The organism is Pseudomonas sp. D47, assembly GCF_045447305.1.
Lineage (GTDB): Bacteria > Pseudomonadota > Gammaproteobacteria > Pseudomonadales > Pseudomonadaceae > Aquipseudomonas.
In genome coordinates, this window is the sequence record NZ_JBJGXU010000098.1 from 1 (window position 1) to 14,455 (window position 14,455).

Genomic DNA, 14,455 nt, shown 5'->3' on the forward strand with positions numbered 1-14,455 from the left:
GCGCAGGGGTCGATAAGGTCGACTTCAGCCAGCGCAAGCAGTGGGTAGAGGACAACGAAGAGCTGATCCTTGAGATTGCACGGGACCCGCTGGGCCAGCCCGAGTGGACCAAGATGGATAAGCGCTTCAAGGTGAACGAGGTGATCATTGAAGGCAACTTCGGTGATGGTATGTACGTGAAGCTGTTCAGCCCTGTGATGACCCGTACGCACCGTTGCGCGGTCACTGAGGTGAAGTCTAAGGGCCAGAAAGAGCTACGCATCTGTGACGTGTTGGAGCCTGTACTGGGTAGCCACAAGCTGGTGGTCTCAGAGGATGTCATTACGCGGGACTATGAGACTGCCTTGAACATCGACGGCACGACTGACATCAAGTACAGCGGTTTCTATCAGCTTTCGAGAATCACGAAAGATAGGGGCTCACTGGCCCATGATGACCGACTTGATGCCCTGGCAATCGGCGTTCAATTCTTCACTGATTCCATGGAGAAGGATTCTGAGGTGGGAGCTTCGGAGATGCTTGAAGAGTACCTAATGCAGCACATGGAAGACCCGCTTGTGGGCTTCGAGGATCACCGGCAGATGATGATTGGTGACGTAATGATGCAGTACGAAACAGATGGAACGACCACCAACTATATGGGGTGGTAACTACTTAAAGGGGCCTTCGGGTCCCTTATTTTTCAGTTTTTCGGCTCTGTGGTGCAGTAGGTATGTTGGGCCTCAGTGAGGCCCTCGACTCATAACACTCCCGCAAGTTTTTGTGCCATCTTAAACTCTAATGCTGCGCGCGCGGCGCCATCAAAGCCCGGAAAAAGCGTTGCAGCTGAAATTCCAAATTTATTAAGCCTAAAAAGAAGAGCGCCAGCAAGCTTTGAGGGTAGTGTTATTTTGTAAGCGGTACTGCTTCTACTTTCTTCGAATATCTCATTTACTGTATTTTTTAGTTCTTCAGCCGAAAATGATGTATTCCTGCCCAATCCGTGTTGCTGTCTATGGATTAGAAATACTCCTTTCTGTGCTGCCAGGTTGTTGCTTGTGCTTCCAGGTAGTGTTACATATTCAAGCTTGCTATCTGTCTGTTTAAGCGTATCTGAGTCTACCAGCCACACTGCCAGGTTCTCGGAGGGTTCTTTCAAATTTAATGCTTGTGAAACTGCAAAGTACGCGCCTGCTAACGGATTTTTTGTCCAGTCGAGAAGTCTTGTTGGAATGCCGTGATGTTGAGCGAGAGCAATGAAAGAAAAGAACTCTTTAGAAGGCCAGCCAGTACCGTCCATTCCATAGCGATTGGTGAACTCAGCAAAATCCATGTGCCTTCTGAATTCAGCTGAGTCATTCGGGATTGCGAATCCCATTTCGTCAGAGTAATTTAAAAAACCAAGAAGTAGGAAGTATTCAAACATAACTATTTGATCAACTTGCGTGTAAGTTCCTCTCTCGTTTTTGTATTTAGAGTTTATGTCTTCGCGTAGAACAGAAGGGGTTAGTGACCAATGGGCATCTCCTTGGCCTCGAAATATTGGTCGTTGCATTTCCCCAATTAGTTCGCCGATTGGAGAAATTGTCTCCCAAAACTCATTTAGTGACTCGGTGTGTATCTCTTTAATTGGCATTCACTAAGATCCTTATGCTTTTCTTGGGTTGGGTGGCGTCATGGTTTTCAGTTTTGCCAGGTCTACAGGCCACGTCCTGCAAGGGCTCCAAAAGCACCCACTATAACCATAGGGAGGCTTAAAGTTTCTCTCTTAGAGATACCTCTGAGACCTCCCTGAGACCTCCCGTGTGGGTGGTGGTTATCACCATATACCACCTTCTCTGTTACCAGCTCAAAGGAGGCTGAAGCATGATCGTAATGACTACTCGCTGGCAGACCTTTGTGGCTGTCGTTAAGGCCTTGGCGAAGCATCGGGCTACCTACAAATTCCTTGCGCTGCTCGTAGTGACTCTCGGAGCTGTTCAGGGTGGTCCACTTGTCGAAACCTTCGGGGATGTCGTTTGTGTTTTACTTGGCGGCTGTGACGGGTGATCTATGCGGGATTCTCGTAGGGCTATTAGGGTGAGCCGTGGTGAAGAGACTTAACGAAGAGGGTTATTTTTTCCACTACATGTACTCGGTCGACTTTGAGGCCGCGCTTGATTCAATCAAACTCATCAAGCGCCACAAGAGGCCGGACGTCAAATTTGCATTGCTGCGTGATGTCACCGTGGCTTACATACGGCCCTTCTCAAAGAACAGAGGAAGGAAGGCCAAACATGAGCTTGGTGTTAATGATGTTGTCCCCAAGCACCTTCGAGACCTTCACGATGTGCTTTATAAGCTGCGAAGCGAGCAGTTCGCCCATACTGATCTTACCTATTACGACCCGAAGTCAGTCATATATGGAGAGGGCCCTACGAGCTTGGTCTACAACGGGTTCAGCTATGAGGGCCTATTGGCACGCCTTCCAGAAATAGAAGAGCTTGTGAAAACCGTAGAGAGCGTGGTGATTGCCCGCATCAGGGCATACGAAGCAGAGGGCTCTGACCTCAATCACGAATCTGCGATTAGGCTTGATCCAGCCCTATCGAAGCTGTGGGGGCTCCTTTGAGAATCTGACAGAAAAATCTGAATGACCACCTCAACTGTTCTACGCCGCCAGTTCCCCCCCCCGTGGCCCCACCTGCCTCCTGGGGTCCTTATCGTGCGCCCACGCGCCTCTGGATGTTGTGTTAGAGCCCTGCACCGAGTTTGGATCAAGAGTGCGCCAAGGCTGGCACAAGGGCCTTTACGAGCCCCAATGATCCCGCTACGATGGCCGATCAGTTCTTTCATTGCCCAGTTTTATGAAAGTTGGATATGATACGCCACCTTGATTTTTGTAAATCCCATCCAAATTTCGGATATATGCAATGAAAACTGGTAAAGAACTGAAACCCGGTACAGTGATCCGTCTCGAAAACGACCCTTGGCTGGTTCAGAAAGCTGAGTTCACCAAGTCTGGTCGTAACAGCGCAATCATGAAGACCAAGCTGAAGAACCTGCTGACCGGTTACAAGACCGAGATCGTCTACAGCGCCGATGACAAACTGGACGACGTGATCCTCGACCGCAAAGAAGCGACCCTGTCCTTCATCAGCGGCGACACCTACACGTTCATGGACACCACCGACTACACCATGTACGAGCTGAACGCTGAAGATATCGAAGCCGTTCTGCCGTTCGTTGAAGAAGGTATGGAAGACGTCTGCGAAGCGATCTTCTTCGAAGACCGCCTGGTTTCCGTAGAGCTGCCGACCACTATCGTGCGTAAGGTTGCCTACACCGAAGGTTCCGCTCGCGGCGACACTTCGGGCAAGGTCATGAAGCCTGCCAAGCTGGCTAACGGTACCGAGCTGCAAGTGGCTGACTTCATCGAAATCGACGACCTGATCGAGATCGACACCCGCGAAGGTGGTTCGTACAAAGGTCGCGCCAAGAAGTAATTCTGGCCCCGCCGATACGAAAAAAAGCCCGACCTAGCGTCGGGCTTTTTTATGGGCGTCTGTTAATCAGACGGTCACGTGCAGGCGTACATCGACGTTGCCACGGGTGGCGTTGGAGTACGGGCAGACTTGGTGAGCGGCGTCGACCAGGCTTTGCGCGTCGTCCTGGGCCAGGCCCGGCAGGCTCACGTGCAGGTCGATATCCAGGCCGAAACCACCGGGGATTTGACCGATGCCGACGTGGGCAGTGATCGAAGCGTCATCCGGGATTTTGCGTTGGGTCTGGCTGGCGACGAACTTCAGCGCGCCGATAAAGCAGGCCGAGTAGCCGGCAGCGAACAGTTGTTCAGGGTTGGTGGCCTGGCCGCCGGCACCGCCGAGTTCTTTGGGGGTGGAGAGTTTGACATCGAGGATATTGTCGCTGGAAACAGCACGACCATCACGGCCGCCGGTGGCGGTGGCTACTGCGGTGTAGAGAGTTTGCATGGTGTCGTCCTCTTGATTTTAGCGCTAAATAGTTGCGCGCTAAGTAGTTGGTGAGGCGAATGTATAGCGCTAATGTTTAGTGCGCAAGGTAAATGTACAAAAATATTCTGCGATGAGTGATCTCCTGACACACCACACCAACAAATGTGGGCGCTGGCTTGCCTGCGATTACGGTGTGTCAGCCGATGTATTCATGACTCATGTACCGCGATCGCAGGCAAGCCAGCTCCCACATTGGGTATTTGGCGTTGGGTCTACGGCGTCAGACGCTAGCCTGCAGATTTCTACGCAAGGCAATCAAATCGCTTTGCAACGTACGCAACTGCTCCAGCTGCAGCCCGCTGGCGCCGAGGATGCACTGCGGAACCCCCATGGCTTTTTCCTGCAAGGCACGGCCTGCCTCGGTCAATTCCACCACCACCACGCGTTCATCTTCGCGGCTGCGGGTGCGGCTGAGCAGGCCTTCGGCTTCCAGGCGCTTGAGCAGCGGCGTCAGCGAACCCGGATCGGTCAGCAGGCGGCTGCTGATTTCGCCGACGGTCAAGCCATCCTCTTCCCACAGCACCATCATGGCCAGGTACTGCGGGTAGGTCAGGCCGAGGGCTTGCAGCAGCGGCTTGTAGACCTTGGTCATCAGCAGCGACGTGGAGTGCAGGGCGAAACACAACTGGTTGTCCAGCATCAGGTTTTCGCACGGGGCGGGATTTTTGCTCATGGCGGTGCCTCGAAAAAGCGTGTCTGGGCTGGAATCTAGCGTTCAAATGTTTAATGCGCCAGATAATTCTGTCCGCAGGGTCAGACCAATCCGCTTTGCAACGCCAGGTCCCACGGCGGTATGGGGCTGAAGCGCGCCTTCAAGTATTCCAGCAAGAGGCGGCTGCGGGCGTTGGCTTGTTGTTCCAGGCGCAGCGCGTAGATACCGCTGGTTTCCGGGCTGGGCAGGCCGTTTTCGCAAAACAGCGGCAGCAGTTCGCCGCGCACCAAGTATTCACTGGCCAGCCAGGTGGGTAAATGCGCGATGCCCAGCCCGGCCAGGGCGCCGGAGAGTAGGGCTTCGGCGTTATTGGCACTCATGCGGATGCGCTGCGGGCGATAGGTGGCACGGCGCCCATCCAATTCGAAGCGCCAGGCGAACATCGGCGCCAGGCCGTCCCAGTCGAGGCCATCGTGTTCGCTCAGTTCTCGCGGATGCGTCGGCGTGCCACGGCTTTTCAGGTAGGCCGGGCTGGCGCAGGCGATGCGCACGATGCTGGCCAAGTGTGTGGCGATCAGCCGGGTGTCGACGATATGCCCGGCGCGCAGCACCAGGTCGACCTTGCCCAGGTGCGCGCCCTGCATGTCGACGAAGCTATCGATCAAATGCAGGTGCACATCCAGCCCCGGGTACACCTTCAGAAAGTCGGCAATCACCGGCGCCAAGTGCCGTCGACCAAACGCCGCCGGCGCGTCCACCCGAATCAAACCTTCTGGCGCATGGCTCAAAGACACCGCCTCGGCCCGGGCCAGCTGCAACTCGCTGACAATCCGCCGCGCCCGCTCGGCAAAGGCCAGGCCTGCCGGTGTCGGCACCACCGCATGGGTGCTGCGCTGGAACAAGCGGCTGCCCACCGAGCTTTCCAGGCTGTCGATACGCCGTGCCACCGCCGACGGTGTCAGCGGGTGGCGGCGGGCGGCCGCGGAAAAACTGCCGGTTTCCAACACATCGAGAAATAGGCTCAGTTGGTCGGTCAGGGTATTCGGGTTCATGGGCGCTTGCTTATGCGAGATTGGCACAGCCATTGTGCGTTGCTGTGCGTTTCCACACCAGAGCCGACTGCGTAGCATGCATGGCTTGGGCTTTTGGAGTGATGCGCAGTGGTGGATTTAGCGATGTACCTGATATTGGGCGCGGCCCTGGGCACGGTCGGTGGCCTGTTTGGCATTGGTGGCGGGCTGATCGCGATTCCGGTGCTCGGGGTGTTGTTCGGCCTGGACCAGCAGCTCGCGCAAGGCACTGCGCTGGTGATGGTGGTGCCCAATGTGATGCTGGCCCTGTGGCGTTACCACCAGCGCAACCGCATCGAGCTGCGCCACGCGTTGCCGCTGGGGGTCATGGGTTTCAGCTTTGCCTGGCTTGGTTCGATCTGGGCGGTCGGCCTGGATGCCGGCGCCATGCGCATTGGTTTTATCGCGTTCTTGCTGACGCTCTCGGCGTACAACTTGGTGCGTATGTTCATCCGCAATACGCCGCCGACTGCGCAGATGCGCTATTCCTGGCCATGGCTTGGCGTGCTGGGTGCTGCGTCCGGCTCCATGGGCGGTTTGTTTGGCGTGGGCGGCGCGGTGGTTGCCACGCCGGTCTTGACGAGCCTGTTCGGCACCTCCCAAGTGGTCGCCCAAGGCTTGTCGCTGGCGTTGGCGCTGCCCAGCACCAGCGTGACCCTCGTGACCTATGCCTGGCACCACGAGGTGGACTGGATGATCGGCGTGCCTCTTGCGGTCGGTGGGCTGCTGAGTATCAGTTGGGGCGTGAAAGTCGCTCATGCGCTGCCGGAACGGGTATTGCGCGGCCTGTTCTGTGGCTTTCTGGTCGTGTGTGCGTTGATGCTGACCTTTAAAGTTTGAAGCCTTCGAGGATGTACTCCGCCAGGCAGTCGGTGATGGGGGAGTTCATGGACGGGTTACGCAGCAGCCGCAGGCTCATCGACGGCAACGCTGGAAAGCCCTCGTCGCTGCCGAGTATTTGCAGCTCTTCAGTGACCAGGCTTTCCATGCTGATCATGACTGCGAGGCCAGCGTTGACCACCGCCTGAATCGCCGCCACGTTGGAGCTGTGATAAGCCATGCGATAATCGCGCCCGGCCGCGTCCAGAGCCGTTCGCGCCCAATTCGTGTACAGGCAGTCAGCGCCGGAAATCGCCAGAGGCAAGGCCTCATGCTCGTCCACGCAGAAACACGACGAGGCGACCCACACCATACGATCAGTGCGCAACAGCTCGCCGATTTCACTGCCGGGCTCACGGCTGATAACCGTCAATGCCAAGTCCCGCCGCTGCATCAGCACCGTGGAAGACTCGCAATGCATCTCGATCTGGATCAGTGGGTACGCCTTGGAAAACCGTTTGAGGATGCCCGGCAGATAACGCATCACGTAATCGTCCGGCGTACCGATGCGCACCAACCCGACCATGTGCGGTTCGCGCAGCGTGTTGAACACCTCGCTGTGCAGCTTCAGGATGCGCCGCGCATAACCCAGTAGCACCTGGCCTTCGGGCGTCAGCCGCACCTGGCGGCCATCGCGCTCGAACAGCTTGCGCTGCAACACGTCTTCTTCCAGGCGTTTCATCTGCATGCTCACCGCCGATTGCGTGCGGTTGACCAGCTCGCCGGCGCGGGTAAAACCGCCTTGGTCGGCGATGGCGACGAAGGTGCGCAGTACTTCGGTGTCGATGCTGGGGTAGCCGGACAATTGATCAATCTCCGAGATGTATTGCATAAGAAACATTCGTTGGATTGATCATAAGGCCGGGCACACACTCTCGTCATCCCCACTGGAGGGCGAGAAGATGAAAGGTCAGAAAGGTTATGTGTTGATGGCGAAACGTCCGTTTTCCGGGCTGTTTCAGCGGGTGGCCCGTTGGCAGGCGCTGCATCATGAGCGTCAGACATTGGCGAGCTTGAGTGATGACGCGCTCAAGGACATCGGGCTCAATCGCGGCGATGTCGAGCAGGACCGTCACCTGCATTTCTGGCAAGACCCGCTGCGAAAGTAACCCAGGATGCAGTAGGGTAGTCGGCGCGCCCACACGGAGAAACCTATGCCCGCCGACCTGTCTTTTTCACTCAAGCAAGCTCGACGCATAGCACTGGCGGCCCAGGGTTTTTCCGGGCGCCAGGCGCCGGCACTGGTCAAGGCCGCGCACCTTAATCGTTTGATTGAGCGGTTGGGCGTGCTGCAGATCGATTCGGTCAATGCCGTGGTGCGCTCGCATTACCTGCCGCTGTTTTCTCGCCTGGGCAATTATTCCCCTTTGATGCTTGAGCAAGCCGCCTGGAGCCAGGGGCGACGGCGCTCGTTATTTGAATACTGGGGCCATGAGGCCTCCTTGCTGCCCATGGCGCTGTACCCGTTGATGCGCTGGCGCATGGAGCGGGCCAAGCTGGGGCAGGGGATCTATTCGCAGATGGCGCGTTTTGGGCGCGAGCAGCAGGCCACCATTCAGCGCGTGCTGCAGACCGTCGAGCAGCAGGGCGCGCTGGGTGCGGGCAGTTTATCGACCCGTGAGGAGCGCGCCGGCCCATGGTGGGATTGGAGTGATGAAAAGCACGCGCTGGAATGGCTGTTCGCTGCGGGGCTGGTCACGGTCGCGGGGCGGCGCGGGTTTGAGCGGCTGTATGATTTGCCCGAGCGGGTGATTCCCGCTGACATTCTTCAGCAAGCGCCCCTGAGCGAAGCCTGCGCCCAGCGCGGCTTGCTGTTGCACAGCGCAACCGCGTTGGGCGTGGGTACTGAAAAAGACCTGCGCGATTACTTTCGCCTGGACCCCGCCGACAGCCGCAGCCGCCTGGCGGAACTGGTCGAGGATGGGCAGTTGCTGGCGTGCCAGGTGCAAGGCTGGAAACAACCGGCGTACTGCCTGCCCGAGCCGAAAGTGCCGCGAAAGGTTCCGGCCAGTGCCTTACTGTCGCCCTTCGATTCGTTGATCTGGGAGCGCAGCCGTACTGAGCGGTTGTTCGCGTTCCGTTACCGGCTGGAGATCTACACCCCGCAAGCCAAGCGGGTGTACGGCTACTACGTGCTGCCGTTTTTGCACAACGAGCGAATCGCTGCACGGGTGGACCTGCGTGCCGAACGCGCCAACGGGCGCCTGGCGGTGCACGCGGTGCACGAAGAAGAGCCGGGGCTGGATGAGGAAGGCATGCAGGCGTTGGCCCTGAACCTGCGGCAGATGGCTGATTGGCTGGGGCTGGAACAGGTGCAGCTCAATTGCCAGCGGCCCAGTGCTGCTCGGTTAAGAGTGGCAATGCTACAAACATGAGTTGTAGCGGTTTTTTGTGGCGAGCGGGCTTGTCGTGGCAAGCCCACTCGCCACGGGAACCTCACTCGCCACAAAATCTCAACGTTTAACCTGTTTCAAGGTCTCGGCAATCAGAAACGCCAGTTCCAGCGACTGATCGGCATTCATCCGTGGGTCGCAGTGGGTGTGGTAGCGGTCCGACAAGCCGTCTTCGGTGATCGGGCGCGCGCCGCCGATGCATTCGGTGACGTTCTGCCCGGTCATCTCGATATGAATCCCGCCGGCATAGCTGCCCTCGGCCTGGTGCACCTGGAAGAACTCCTTCACCTCGCCAAGGATCTGCGCAAAGTCGCGGGTCTTGTAGCCGCTGCTGGCCTTGATGGTGTTGCCATGCATCGGGTCGCTGCTCCACAGCACCTGCTTGCCCTCGCGCTGCACGGCGCGGATCAGGTTGGGCAGGTGGTCGCCCACCTTGCCGGCGCCCATGCGTGCGATCAGGTTGAGGCGGCCGGGGTCGTTGTCCGGGTTGAGGATGTCGATCAAGCGGATCAGGTCGTCGGGGTTCATGCTTGGGCCGACCTTGACGCCGATCGGGTTGTTCACCCCGCGCAGGAATTCAACGTGGGCGCCGTCCAACTGACGGGTGCGGTCGCCGATCCAGAGCATGTGCGCGGAGCAGTCGTAGTAATCGTTGGTCAGGCTGTCGCGGCGCACGAAGGCTTGCTCGTAGTTGAGCAGCAGTGCTTCGTGGGCGGTGAAAAAGCTGGTTTCGCGCAGTTGTGGCGAGCTGTCCATGCCGCAGGCGCGCATGAACGCCAGGGTTTCATCGATGCGGTTGGCCAGTTGGCTGTATTTCTCGGCCAGTGCGGAGTTGGCGATGAAGTCCAGGTTCCACTTGTGCACTTGGTGCAGGTCGGCGAAACCGCCTTGGGCAAACGCGCGCAGCAAATTGAGCGTGGCCGTGGACTGGTGATAGGACTGCAGCAGGCGGTCCGGGTCCGGCACGCGGCTTTTCTCGTCGAAACCAATGCCGTTGACGATGTCGCCACGGTAGGCGGGCAGGGTGATGCCGTCGATGGTTTCATCATTGGCCGAGCGCGGCTTGGCGAACTGACCGGCCATGCGCCCGACTTTCACCACCGGGCAGCCGGCGGCGAAGGTCATCACGATCGCCATCTGCAACAGTACTTTGAAGGTGTCGCGGATTTTCGCGGCGGAGAACTCGGCAAAGCTCTCGGCACAGTCACCGCCTTGCAGCAGGAACGCGCGGCCCTGGGTCACTTCGGCAAATTGACGGCGCAACTCGCGGGCTTCCCCAGCAAACACCAGCGGCGGGTAGCTGGCCAGGTTCTGCTCCACTTGCAGCAAGTGTGCAGCGTCCGGGTACTGGGGTTGTTGCTGGATCGGCAGGGCGCGCCAGCTGTCGGGGCTCCAGGGTTGGCTCATCATGAACTCGATTGGTTGATTGACGGTCGGGCGCCAATGTTATCAGCAATTAGTGCGTGACCTGTTGCCGCTGGTTGGCCGACAATCGCGCCTTTGCCGTACGGTAAACCCTTTAGGAGTAGTGATGACCGAGGAGCGTGTCGAGCGCCTGCTGGCTGAAGTCCATGATGATTTCGGCATGATCCGTGTGCTCGAAGTGGCGGATTACCGCTTTCTCGAGTTTGGCGACGCCATCGAGCAAAGCTGCGTATTTACCGCCGACCCGAGCTGGCTGGAATACGACTACACCCGCGCCATGTTGGTTGGCGCGTTGTGCCATGAGCAACCGGAGAGCGCGCTGTTCCTTGGCCTGGGCGCCGGAACGTTGACCCAGGCGTGCCTCAAGTTCCTGCCGCTGGAAGACGTCGAAGCCATTGAACTGCGCCCGGATGTGCCGCGCCTGGCCATTGAATACCTGGGGCTGGATGACGACCCCCGCTTGTACATCCGCATTGGCGACGCGCTGCAATTGCTCGACAGCGCTGAATCGGCCGACCTGATTTTCGTCGACCTGTATACGGATGTCGGCCCCGGCGTCGGCCATCTGGCCTGGACCTTCCTGGAAAACTGCCAGAAGAAACTCAACCCCGGCGGTTGGCTGGTGATCAACCAGTGGGCCACCGACGATGGCAAACCGCTGGGGGCGGCGCTGCTGCGTGGGTTGTATCACCGGCATTACTGGGAGCTGCCGGTGAAGGAGGGCAATGTGATTTTGTTGGTGCCTTCGGAGTTGGATCAGGAGTTGGACCTGGGGGCGCTAACGGCGCGCGCAGAAGCCTTGGCGCCGCAGTTGGGGTACTCGTTGCAGGCGTTGATCAAGGCTATTCGGCCGGCCACTTAGTTGCCTGTACTGACGCCATCGCGGGCAAGCCTGCTCCCACATTTTGAATGCATTTCAACAGGTGAACACCCTTCAAATGTGGGAGCAGGCTTGCCCGCGATGGCGTCAGCAGCCTGTTCAGATACCTTTGAACACCCCCGGCCGCTTCTCAACCATCGCCCGCACGCCCTCTTTGGCATCTTCACTGTTGAGCAGCTTCTCCACCACCGCTTGCAACCCTGGCGCCGCGACGGCTTCGCCTTCCATGCGCGCCAGGCGTGCCGACATCAGCGTCGCCTGCACACCCAGCGGCGCCTGGCGGGCAATACGGCTGGCCAGTTCAATGGCGCGGGGCAGCAAGTCTTCGCTGGCCATCACTTCCTGCACCAGGCCCAGACGCAGCGCCTCGTGTGCATCAAATTCATCGCCGGTGAGCAACCAGCGCATCGCATTGCCCCAGCCGGCCACCTGATGGAAGCGCAACGTCGCGCCGCCGAATGGGAAGATCCCACGCTGCACCTCCATCTGCGCAAAGCGCGTGTTGCTCGCGCAGAGGTTGATGTCCGCCGCCAGCATCAACTCGATGCCGATGGTCAGGCAGTAACCTTGGGCGGCGACGATCACCGGTTTGCTGACTCTGGGCCCGGCGAACACGCCCCACGGATCGCAGCCGCCCAGCGGCGGTTGCCAGCCTCCCGACATCACGGCGCTGACATTGGCCAGGTCCAACCCTGCGGTAAAGTGATCGCCGTGGGCAAACACCACGGCCACCCGCGCCTCATCGTTTCGATCAAATTCACCATAAGCCAGGCTCAGCTCATTGAGCAGGTCCAGGTCAAAGGCATTGCGCTTGGCGACCCGGTCCAGGCCTAACAGCAAGACATGGCCCTGTAATTCACGGCTGACGCGACTGCTGCTGGCTTGATTCATCGGGTGCGCCCTCAGGGCTTGGGTTGAGTTTCAGACTAAAGGTCTTGTTCGACAGGTGAACCGTTTAAGCGTTATGACCAACAGGGCCGGGCCTTTGAAAAATAGCCCCTGGCGCAGTTATCCGCAAAGGCTTTGATGCAGCGCGGTTTATCGGTGCTTTTCTATAAAAAAAGCTCCCTTTTTCAGCTATTTCCGGTATAGTGCGCGCCGGCCTTTAACCGGGCCGCGTTTAGGTAGCGCAATTCCCCGAAGTCAGCTTCGGCTGCACGTCCGTACAGCGGACTCTCCCTTGACGAATCTTTTTCATTCATTCGTTTTCGCAAATCCCCGCCGACAAAGCAGCCAGGGCGACTCTTGAGTCTCAACACGGCATGCGCAGCTTTGGAGCATGGGTCTTTGCGGATGCACTTAGAGGCAGACCCATGACCCAGGAAACCGGCGGCTTCGCCGCTTTTAATCTTAACCCGAACATTCTTGCTGCCGTCATCGCGACTGGCTACGAAGAACCTTCGGCTATTCAGCAGCAATCGATCCCGATCATCATGGCCGGCCAAGACATGATTGGCCAGGCGCAAACCGGTACCGGTAAAACCGCCGCGTTCGCCCTGCCGATCCTGCACTGCATCGATCCTGCCAAGCGCGAGCCGCAAGCCCTGATCCTGGCGCCAACCCGTGAGTTGGCGCTGCAAGTAGCAACCGCTTTCGAAACCTACGCCAAGCAAATGCCAGGCGTAACCGTTGTGGCCGTTTACGGCGGCGCGCCTATGGGCCCACAACTGAAAGCAATCCGTAACGGCGCACAGATCGTTGTCGCCACTCCGGGCCGTCTGTGCGACCACCTGCGTCGCGACGAAAAAGTACTGTCGACCGTGAACCACCTGGTTCTGGACGAAGCTGACGAAATGTTGAAGCTGGGCTTCATGGACGACCTGGAAGTCATCTTCAAGGCGCTGCCAGCAACCCGTCAGACCGTACTGTTCTCGGCTACCCTGCCACAGTCGATCCGTGCCATTGCCGAACGCCATCTGCGCGATCCGCAACACGTGAAAATCCAGACCAAGACTCAGACCGTTACCGCGATCGAACAGGCTCACCTGTTGGTTCACGCTGACCAGAAGACCTCGGCTGTATTGAGCCTGTTGGAAGTCGAAGACTTCGACGCCCTGATCATGTTCGTGCGCACCAAGCAAGCGACCCTGGACCTGGCCAGTGCCCTGGAAGCCAAAGGCTACAAAGCCGCTGCGCTGAACGGTGACATCGCCCAGAACCAACGTGAGCGCGTGATCGACTCCCTCAAGGATGGCCGTCTGGACATCGTTGTAGCGACCGACGTTGCTGCTCGTGGCCTCGACGTTCCACGTATCACCCACGTGTTCAACGTTGACATGCCTTACGATCCAGAGTCCTACGTTCACCGTATCGGCCGTACCGGCCGTGCGGGTCGCGAAGGTCGCGCACTGCTGCTGGTGACTCCACGTGAGCGCCGCATGCTGCAAGTGATCGAGCGTGTAACCGGTCAAAAAGTTGCTGAAGTCCGCCTGCCGGATGCCCAGGCAGTTCTGGATGCGCGCATCAAGAAACTGACCAACAGCTTGTCGCCACTGGTGGCTGACGCTGAATCGACCCACGGCGAACTGCTGGACCGCCTGACTGCCGATATCGGTTGCACCCCACGTGCCCTGGCTGCAGCCTTGCTGCGCAAAGCTACCAACGGTCAAGCCTTGACCCTGGCAGCCATCGAGAAAGAACGCCCACTGGTACCGAACAACGCGCCACGCGGTGATCGTCCAGAGCGTACTGGCGACCGTCCAGACCGTGGTGATCGTGAGCGTCGTGCTCCGGTTCCATTGGCTGAAGGCCGTGCTCGCTGCCGTACCGCGCTGGGCGCGCGTGATGGTATCGCTGCCAAGAACCTGCTGGGCGCTATCCTCAATGAGGGTGGCCTGGCTCGTGAAGCCATCGGTCGCATCCAGGTCCGTGACAGCTTCTCCCTGGTGGAGCTGCCGGAAGACGGGCTGGAAAAACTGCTGGCCAAGCTGAAAGACACTCGCGTTGCCGGTAAGCAGCTGAAGCTGCGTCGCTACCGCGAAGATTGATCCGCCCTTGGGCTGATTGATCGCACATAAAAAATCCCCGACTGGTTCGGGGATTTTTTTTGCCTGACATTTGCCGCACTCAATCAAATGTGGGAGCTGGTTTGCCTGCGATAGCCATAGGTATCTACACATCTTTTTATGGGTTGAATTCTTTGGTTGTCGTGGGGGCGCTGGGTA

General features: G+C 58.4%; 16 protein-coding genes. 9 read left to right on the forward strand and 7 right to left on the reverse strand.

Annotated elements, in window-relative coordinates:
- Window positions 1–650: DNA-directed RNA polymerase (locus ACI77I_RS30435; RefSeq protein ID WP_406999879.1), on the forward strand; the 650-nt coding region annotated here is incomplete at its 5' end.
- An 89-nt stretch (window positions 651–739) separates the two neighbouring features.
- On the opposite strand, the gene ACI77I_RS30440 is transcribed toward ACI77I_RS30435, so the two are convergent.
- A complete protein-coding gene (locus ACI77I_RS30440) occupies window positions 740–1,615 on the reverse strand; it encodes an FRG domain-containing protein (protein ID WP_406999881.1) in 876 nt (291 codons plus the stop codon).
- 239 nt (window positions 1,616–1,854) lie between these two features.
- On the opposite strand from ACI77I_RS30440, the gene ACI77I_RS30445 reads away from it, so the two are divergent.
- The 3 genes from ACI77I_RS30445 to ACI77I_RS30455 all read left to right on the forward strand — a co-directional run bounded on the left by ACI77I_RS30445 (window position 1,855) and on the right by ACI77I_RS30455 (window position 3,464).
- Window positions 1,855–2,028 (forward strand): gp19.5 family protein, encoded by a 174-nt coding sequence (locus tag ACI77I_RS30445; RefSeq protein ID WP_406999889.1) that lies wholly within the window; start codon window positions 1,855–1,857, stop codon window positions 2,026–2,028.
- 40 nt (window positions 2,029–2,068) lie between these two features.
- Entirely contained in the window at window positions 2,069–2,590 is a 522-nt protein-coding gene (locus ACI77I_RS30450; protein ID WP_406999883.1) for a hypothetical protein, read from the forward strand.
- 301 nt (window positions 2,591–2,891) lie between these two features.
- Window positions 2,892–3,464, forward strand: a complete 573-nt coding sequence (locus ACI77I_RS30455) for an elongation factor P (RefSeq protein ID WP_003218698.1) — start codon at window positions 2,892–2,894, stop codon at window positions 3,462–3,464.
- Between the two features lie 66 nt (window positions 3,465–3,530).
- On the opposite strand, the gene ACI77I_RS30460 is transcribed toward ACI77I_RS30455, so the two are convergent.
- The 3 genes from ACI77I_RS30460 to ACI77I_RS30470 all read right to left on the reverse strand — a co-directional run bounded on the left by ACI77I_RS30460 (window position 3,531) and on the right by ACI77I_RS30470 (window position 5,696).
- Window positions 3,531–3,950 (reverse strand): organic hydroperoxide resistance protein, encoded by a 420-nt coding sequence (locus ACI77I_RS30460; RefSeq protein ID WP_094952441.1) that lies wholly within the window; start codon window positions 3,948–3,950, stop codon window positions 3,531–3,533.
- A gap of 262 nt (window positions 3,951–4,212) precedes the next feature.
- Window positions 4,213–4,665 carry a MarR family winged helix-turn-helix transcriptional regulator gene (locus ACI77I_RS30465; protein ID WP_094952440.1) on the reverse strand — a complete coding sequence of 151 codons (453 nt, stop codon included), beginning with the start codon at window positions 4,663–4,665 and terminating at the stop codon, window positions 4,213–4,215.
- 80 nt (window positions 4,666–4,745) lie between these two features.
- Window positions 4,746–5,696, reverse strand: a complete 951-nt coding sequence (locus ACI77I_RS30470) for a LysR family transcriptional regulator (RefSeq protein ID WP_094952439.1) — start codon at window positions 5,694–5,696, stop codon at window positions 4,746–4,748.
- 108 nt (window positions 5,697–5,804) lie between these two features.
- On the opposite strand from ACI77I_RS30470, the gene ACI77I_RS30475 reads away from it, so the two are divergent.
- On the forward strand, window positions 5,805–6,554 hold the full coding sequence (locus ACI77I_RS30475; RefSeq protein ID WP_406999885.1) for a sulfite exporter TauE/SafE family protein: 750 nt from the start codon (window positions 5,805–5,807) through the stop codon (window positions 6,552–6,554).
- Here the strand turns inward: ACI77I_RS30475 and ACI77I_RS30480 are convergent.
- Window positions 6,544–7,425 carry a LysR family transcriptional regulator gene (locus ACI77I_RS30480; protein WP_406999887.1) on the reverse strand — a complete coding sequence of 294 codons (882 nt, stop codon included), beginning with the start codon at window positions 7,423–7,425 and terminating at the stop codon, window positions 6,544–6,546. The genes ACI77I_RS30475 and ACI77I_RS30480 overlap by 11 nt on opposite strands.
- 70 nt (window positions 7,426–7,495) lie before the next feature.
- Here ACI77I_RS30480 and ACI77I_RS30485 point away from each other — a divergent pair, with 70 nt between their 5' ends.
- Together ACI77I_RS30485 and ACI77I_RS30490 are read left to right on the forward strand one after the other, a co-directional pair.
- Window positions 7,496–7,702 carry a DUF1127 domain-containing protein gene (locus ACI77I_RS30485; protein ID WP_242155138.1) on the forward strand — a complete coding sequence of 69 codons (207 nt, stop codon included), beginning with the start codon at window positions 7,496–7,498 and terminating at the stop codon, window positions 7,700–7,702.
- Window positions 7,703–7,747: 45 nt separating this feature from the next.
- Window positions 7,748–8,968, forward strand: a complete 1,221-nt coding sequence (locus ACI77I_RS30490; RefSeq protein ID WP_094952435.1) for a winged helix-turn-helix domain-containing protein — start codon at window positions 7,748–7,750, stop codon at window positions 8,966–8,968.
- A gap of 78 nt (window positions 8,969–9,046) precedes the next feature.
- Here ACI77I_RS30490 and ACI77I_RS30495 read toward each other — a convergent pair whose 3' ends face one another.
- A complete protein-coding gene (locus ACI77I_RS30495; RefSeq protein WP_094952434.1) occupies window positions 9,047–10,393 on the reverse strand; it encodes a class II 3-deoxy-7-phosphoheptulonate synthase in 1,347 nt (448 codons plus the stop codon).
- A gap of 124 nt (window positions 10,394–10,517) precedes the next feature.
- Here ACI77I_RS30495 and ACI77I_RS30500 point away from each other — a divergent pair, with 124 nt between their 5' ends.
- Entirely contained in the window at window positions 10,518–11,273 is a 756-nt protein-coding gene (locus ACI77I_RS30500) for a spermidine synthase (RefSeq protein ID WP_094952433.1), read from the forward strand.
- A 117-nt stretch (window positions 11,274–11,390) separates the two neighbouring features.
- Here the strand turns inward: ACI77I_RS30500 and ACI77I_RS30505 are convergent, their stop codons facing one another.
- Entirely contained in the window at window positions 11,391–12,182 is a 792-nt protein-coding gene (locus tag ACI77I_RS30505; RefSeq protein WP_242155141.1) for a crotonase/enoyl-CoA hydratase family protein, read from the reverse strand.
- A gap of 422 nt (window positions 12,183–12,604) precedes the next feature.
- Here ACI77I_RS30505 and ACI77I_RS30510 point away from each other — a divergent pair, with 422 nt between their 5' ends.
- Window positions 12,605–14,278: a DEAD/DEAH box helicase gene (locus ACI77I_RS30510; RefSeq protein ID WP_094952431.1), complete on the forward strand. Its 1,674-nt coding sequence runs from the start codon at window positions 12,605–12,607 to the stop codon at window positions 14,276–14,278.
- Window positions 14,279–14,455 lie beyond the last annotated feature (177 nt).

Coding starts and splice junctions, on each gene's coding strand:
- ACI77I_RS30490 (WP_094952435.1), top strand. CDS start 7,748: ATGCCCGCCGACCTGTCTTTTTCACTCAAGCAAGCTCGACGCATAGCA.
- ACI77I_RS30445 (WP_406999889.1), top strand. CDS start 1,855: ATGACTACTCGCTGGCAGACCTTTGTGGCTGTCGTTAAGGCCTTGGCG.
- ACI77I_RS30510 (WP_094952431.1), top strand. CDS start 12,605: ATGACCCAGGAAACCGGCGGCTTCGCCGCTTTTAATCTTAACCCGAAC.
- ACI77I_RS30500 (WP_094952433.1), top strand. CDS start 10,518: ATGACCGAGGAGCGTGTCGAGCGCCTGCTGGCTGAAGTCCATGATGAT.
- ACI77I_RS30485 (WP_242155138.1), top strand. CDS start 7,496: ATGAAAGGTCAGAAAGGTTATGTGTTGATGGCGAAACGTCCGTTTTCC.
- ACI77I_RS30470 (WP_094952439.1), bottom strand. CDS start 5,696: ATGAACCCGAATACCCTGACCGACCAACTGAGCCTATTTCTCGATGTG.
- ACI77I_RS30465 (WP_094952440.1), bottom strand. CDS start 4,665: ATGAGCAAAAATCCCGCCCCGTGCGAAAACCTGATGCTGGACAACCAG.
- ACI77I_RS30505 (WP_242155141.1), bottom strand. CDS start 12,182: ATGAATCAAGCCAGCAGCAGTCGCGTCAGCCGTGAATTACAGGGCCAT.
- ACI77I_RS30480 (WP_406999887.1), bottom strand. CDS start 7,425: ATGCAATACATCTCGGAGATTGATCAATTGTCCGGCTACCCCAGCATC.
- ACI77I_RS30495 (WP_094952434.1), bottom strand. CDS start 10,393: ATGAGCCAACCCTGGAGCCCCGACAGCTGGCGCGCCCTGCCGATCCAG.
- ACI77I_RS30455 (WP_003218698.1), top strand. CDS start 2,892: ATGAAAACTGGTAAAGAACTGAAACCCGGTACAGTGATCCGTCTCGAA.
- ACI77I_RS30440 (WP_406999881.1), bottom strand. CDS start 1,615: ATGCCAATTAAAGAGATACACACCGAGTCACTAAATGAGTTTTGGGAG.
- ACI77I_RS30460 (WP_094952441.1), bottom strand. CDS start 3,950: ATGCAAACTCTCTACACCGCAGTAGCCACCGCCACCGGCGGCCGTGAT.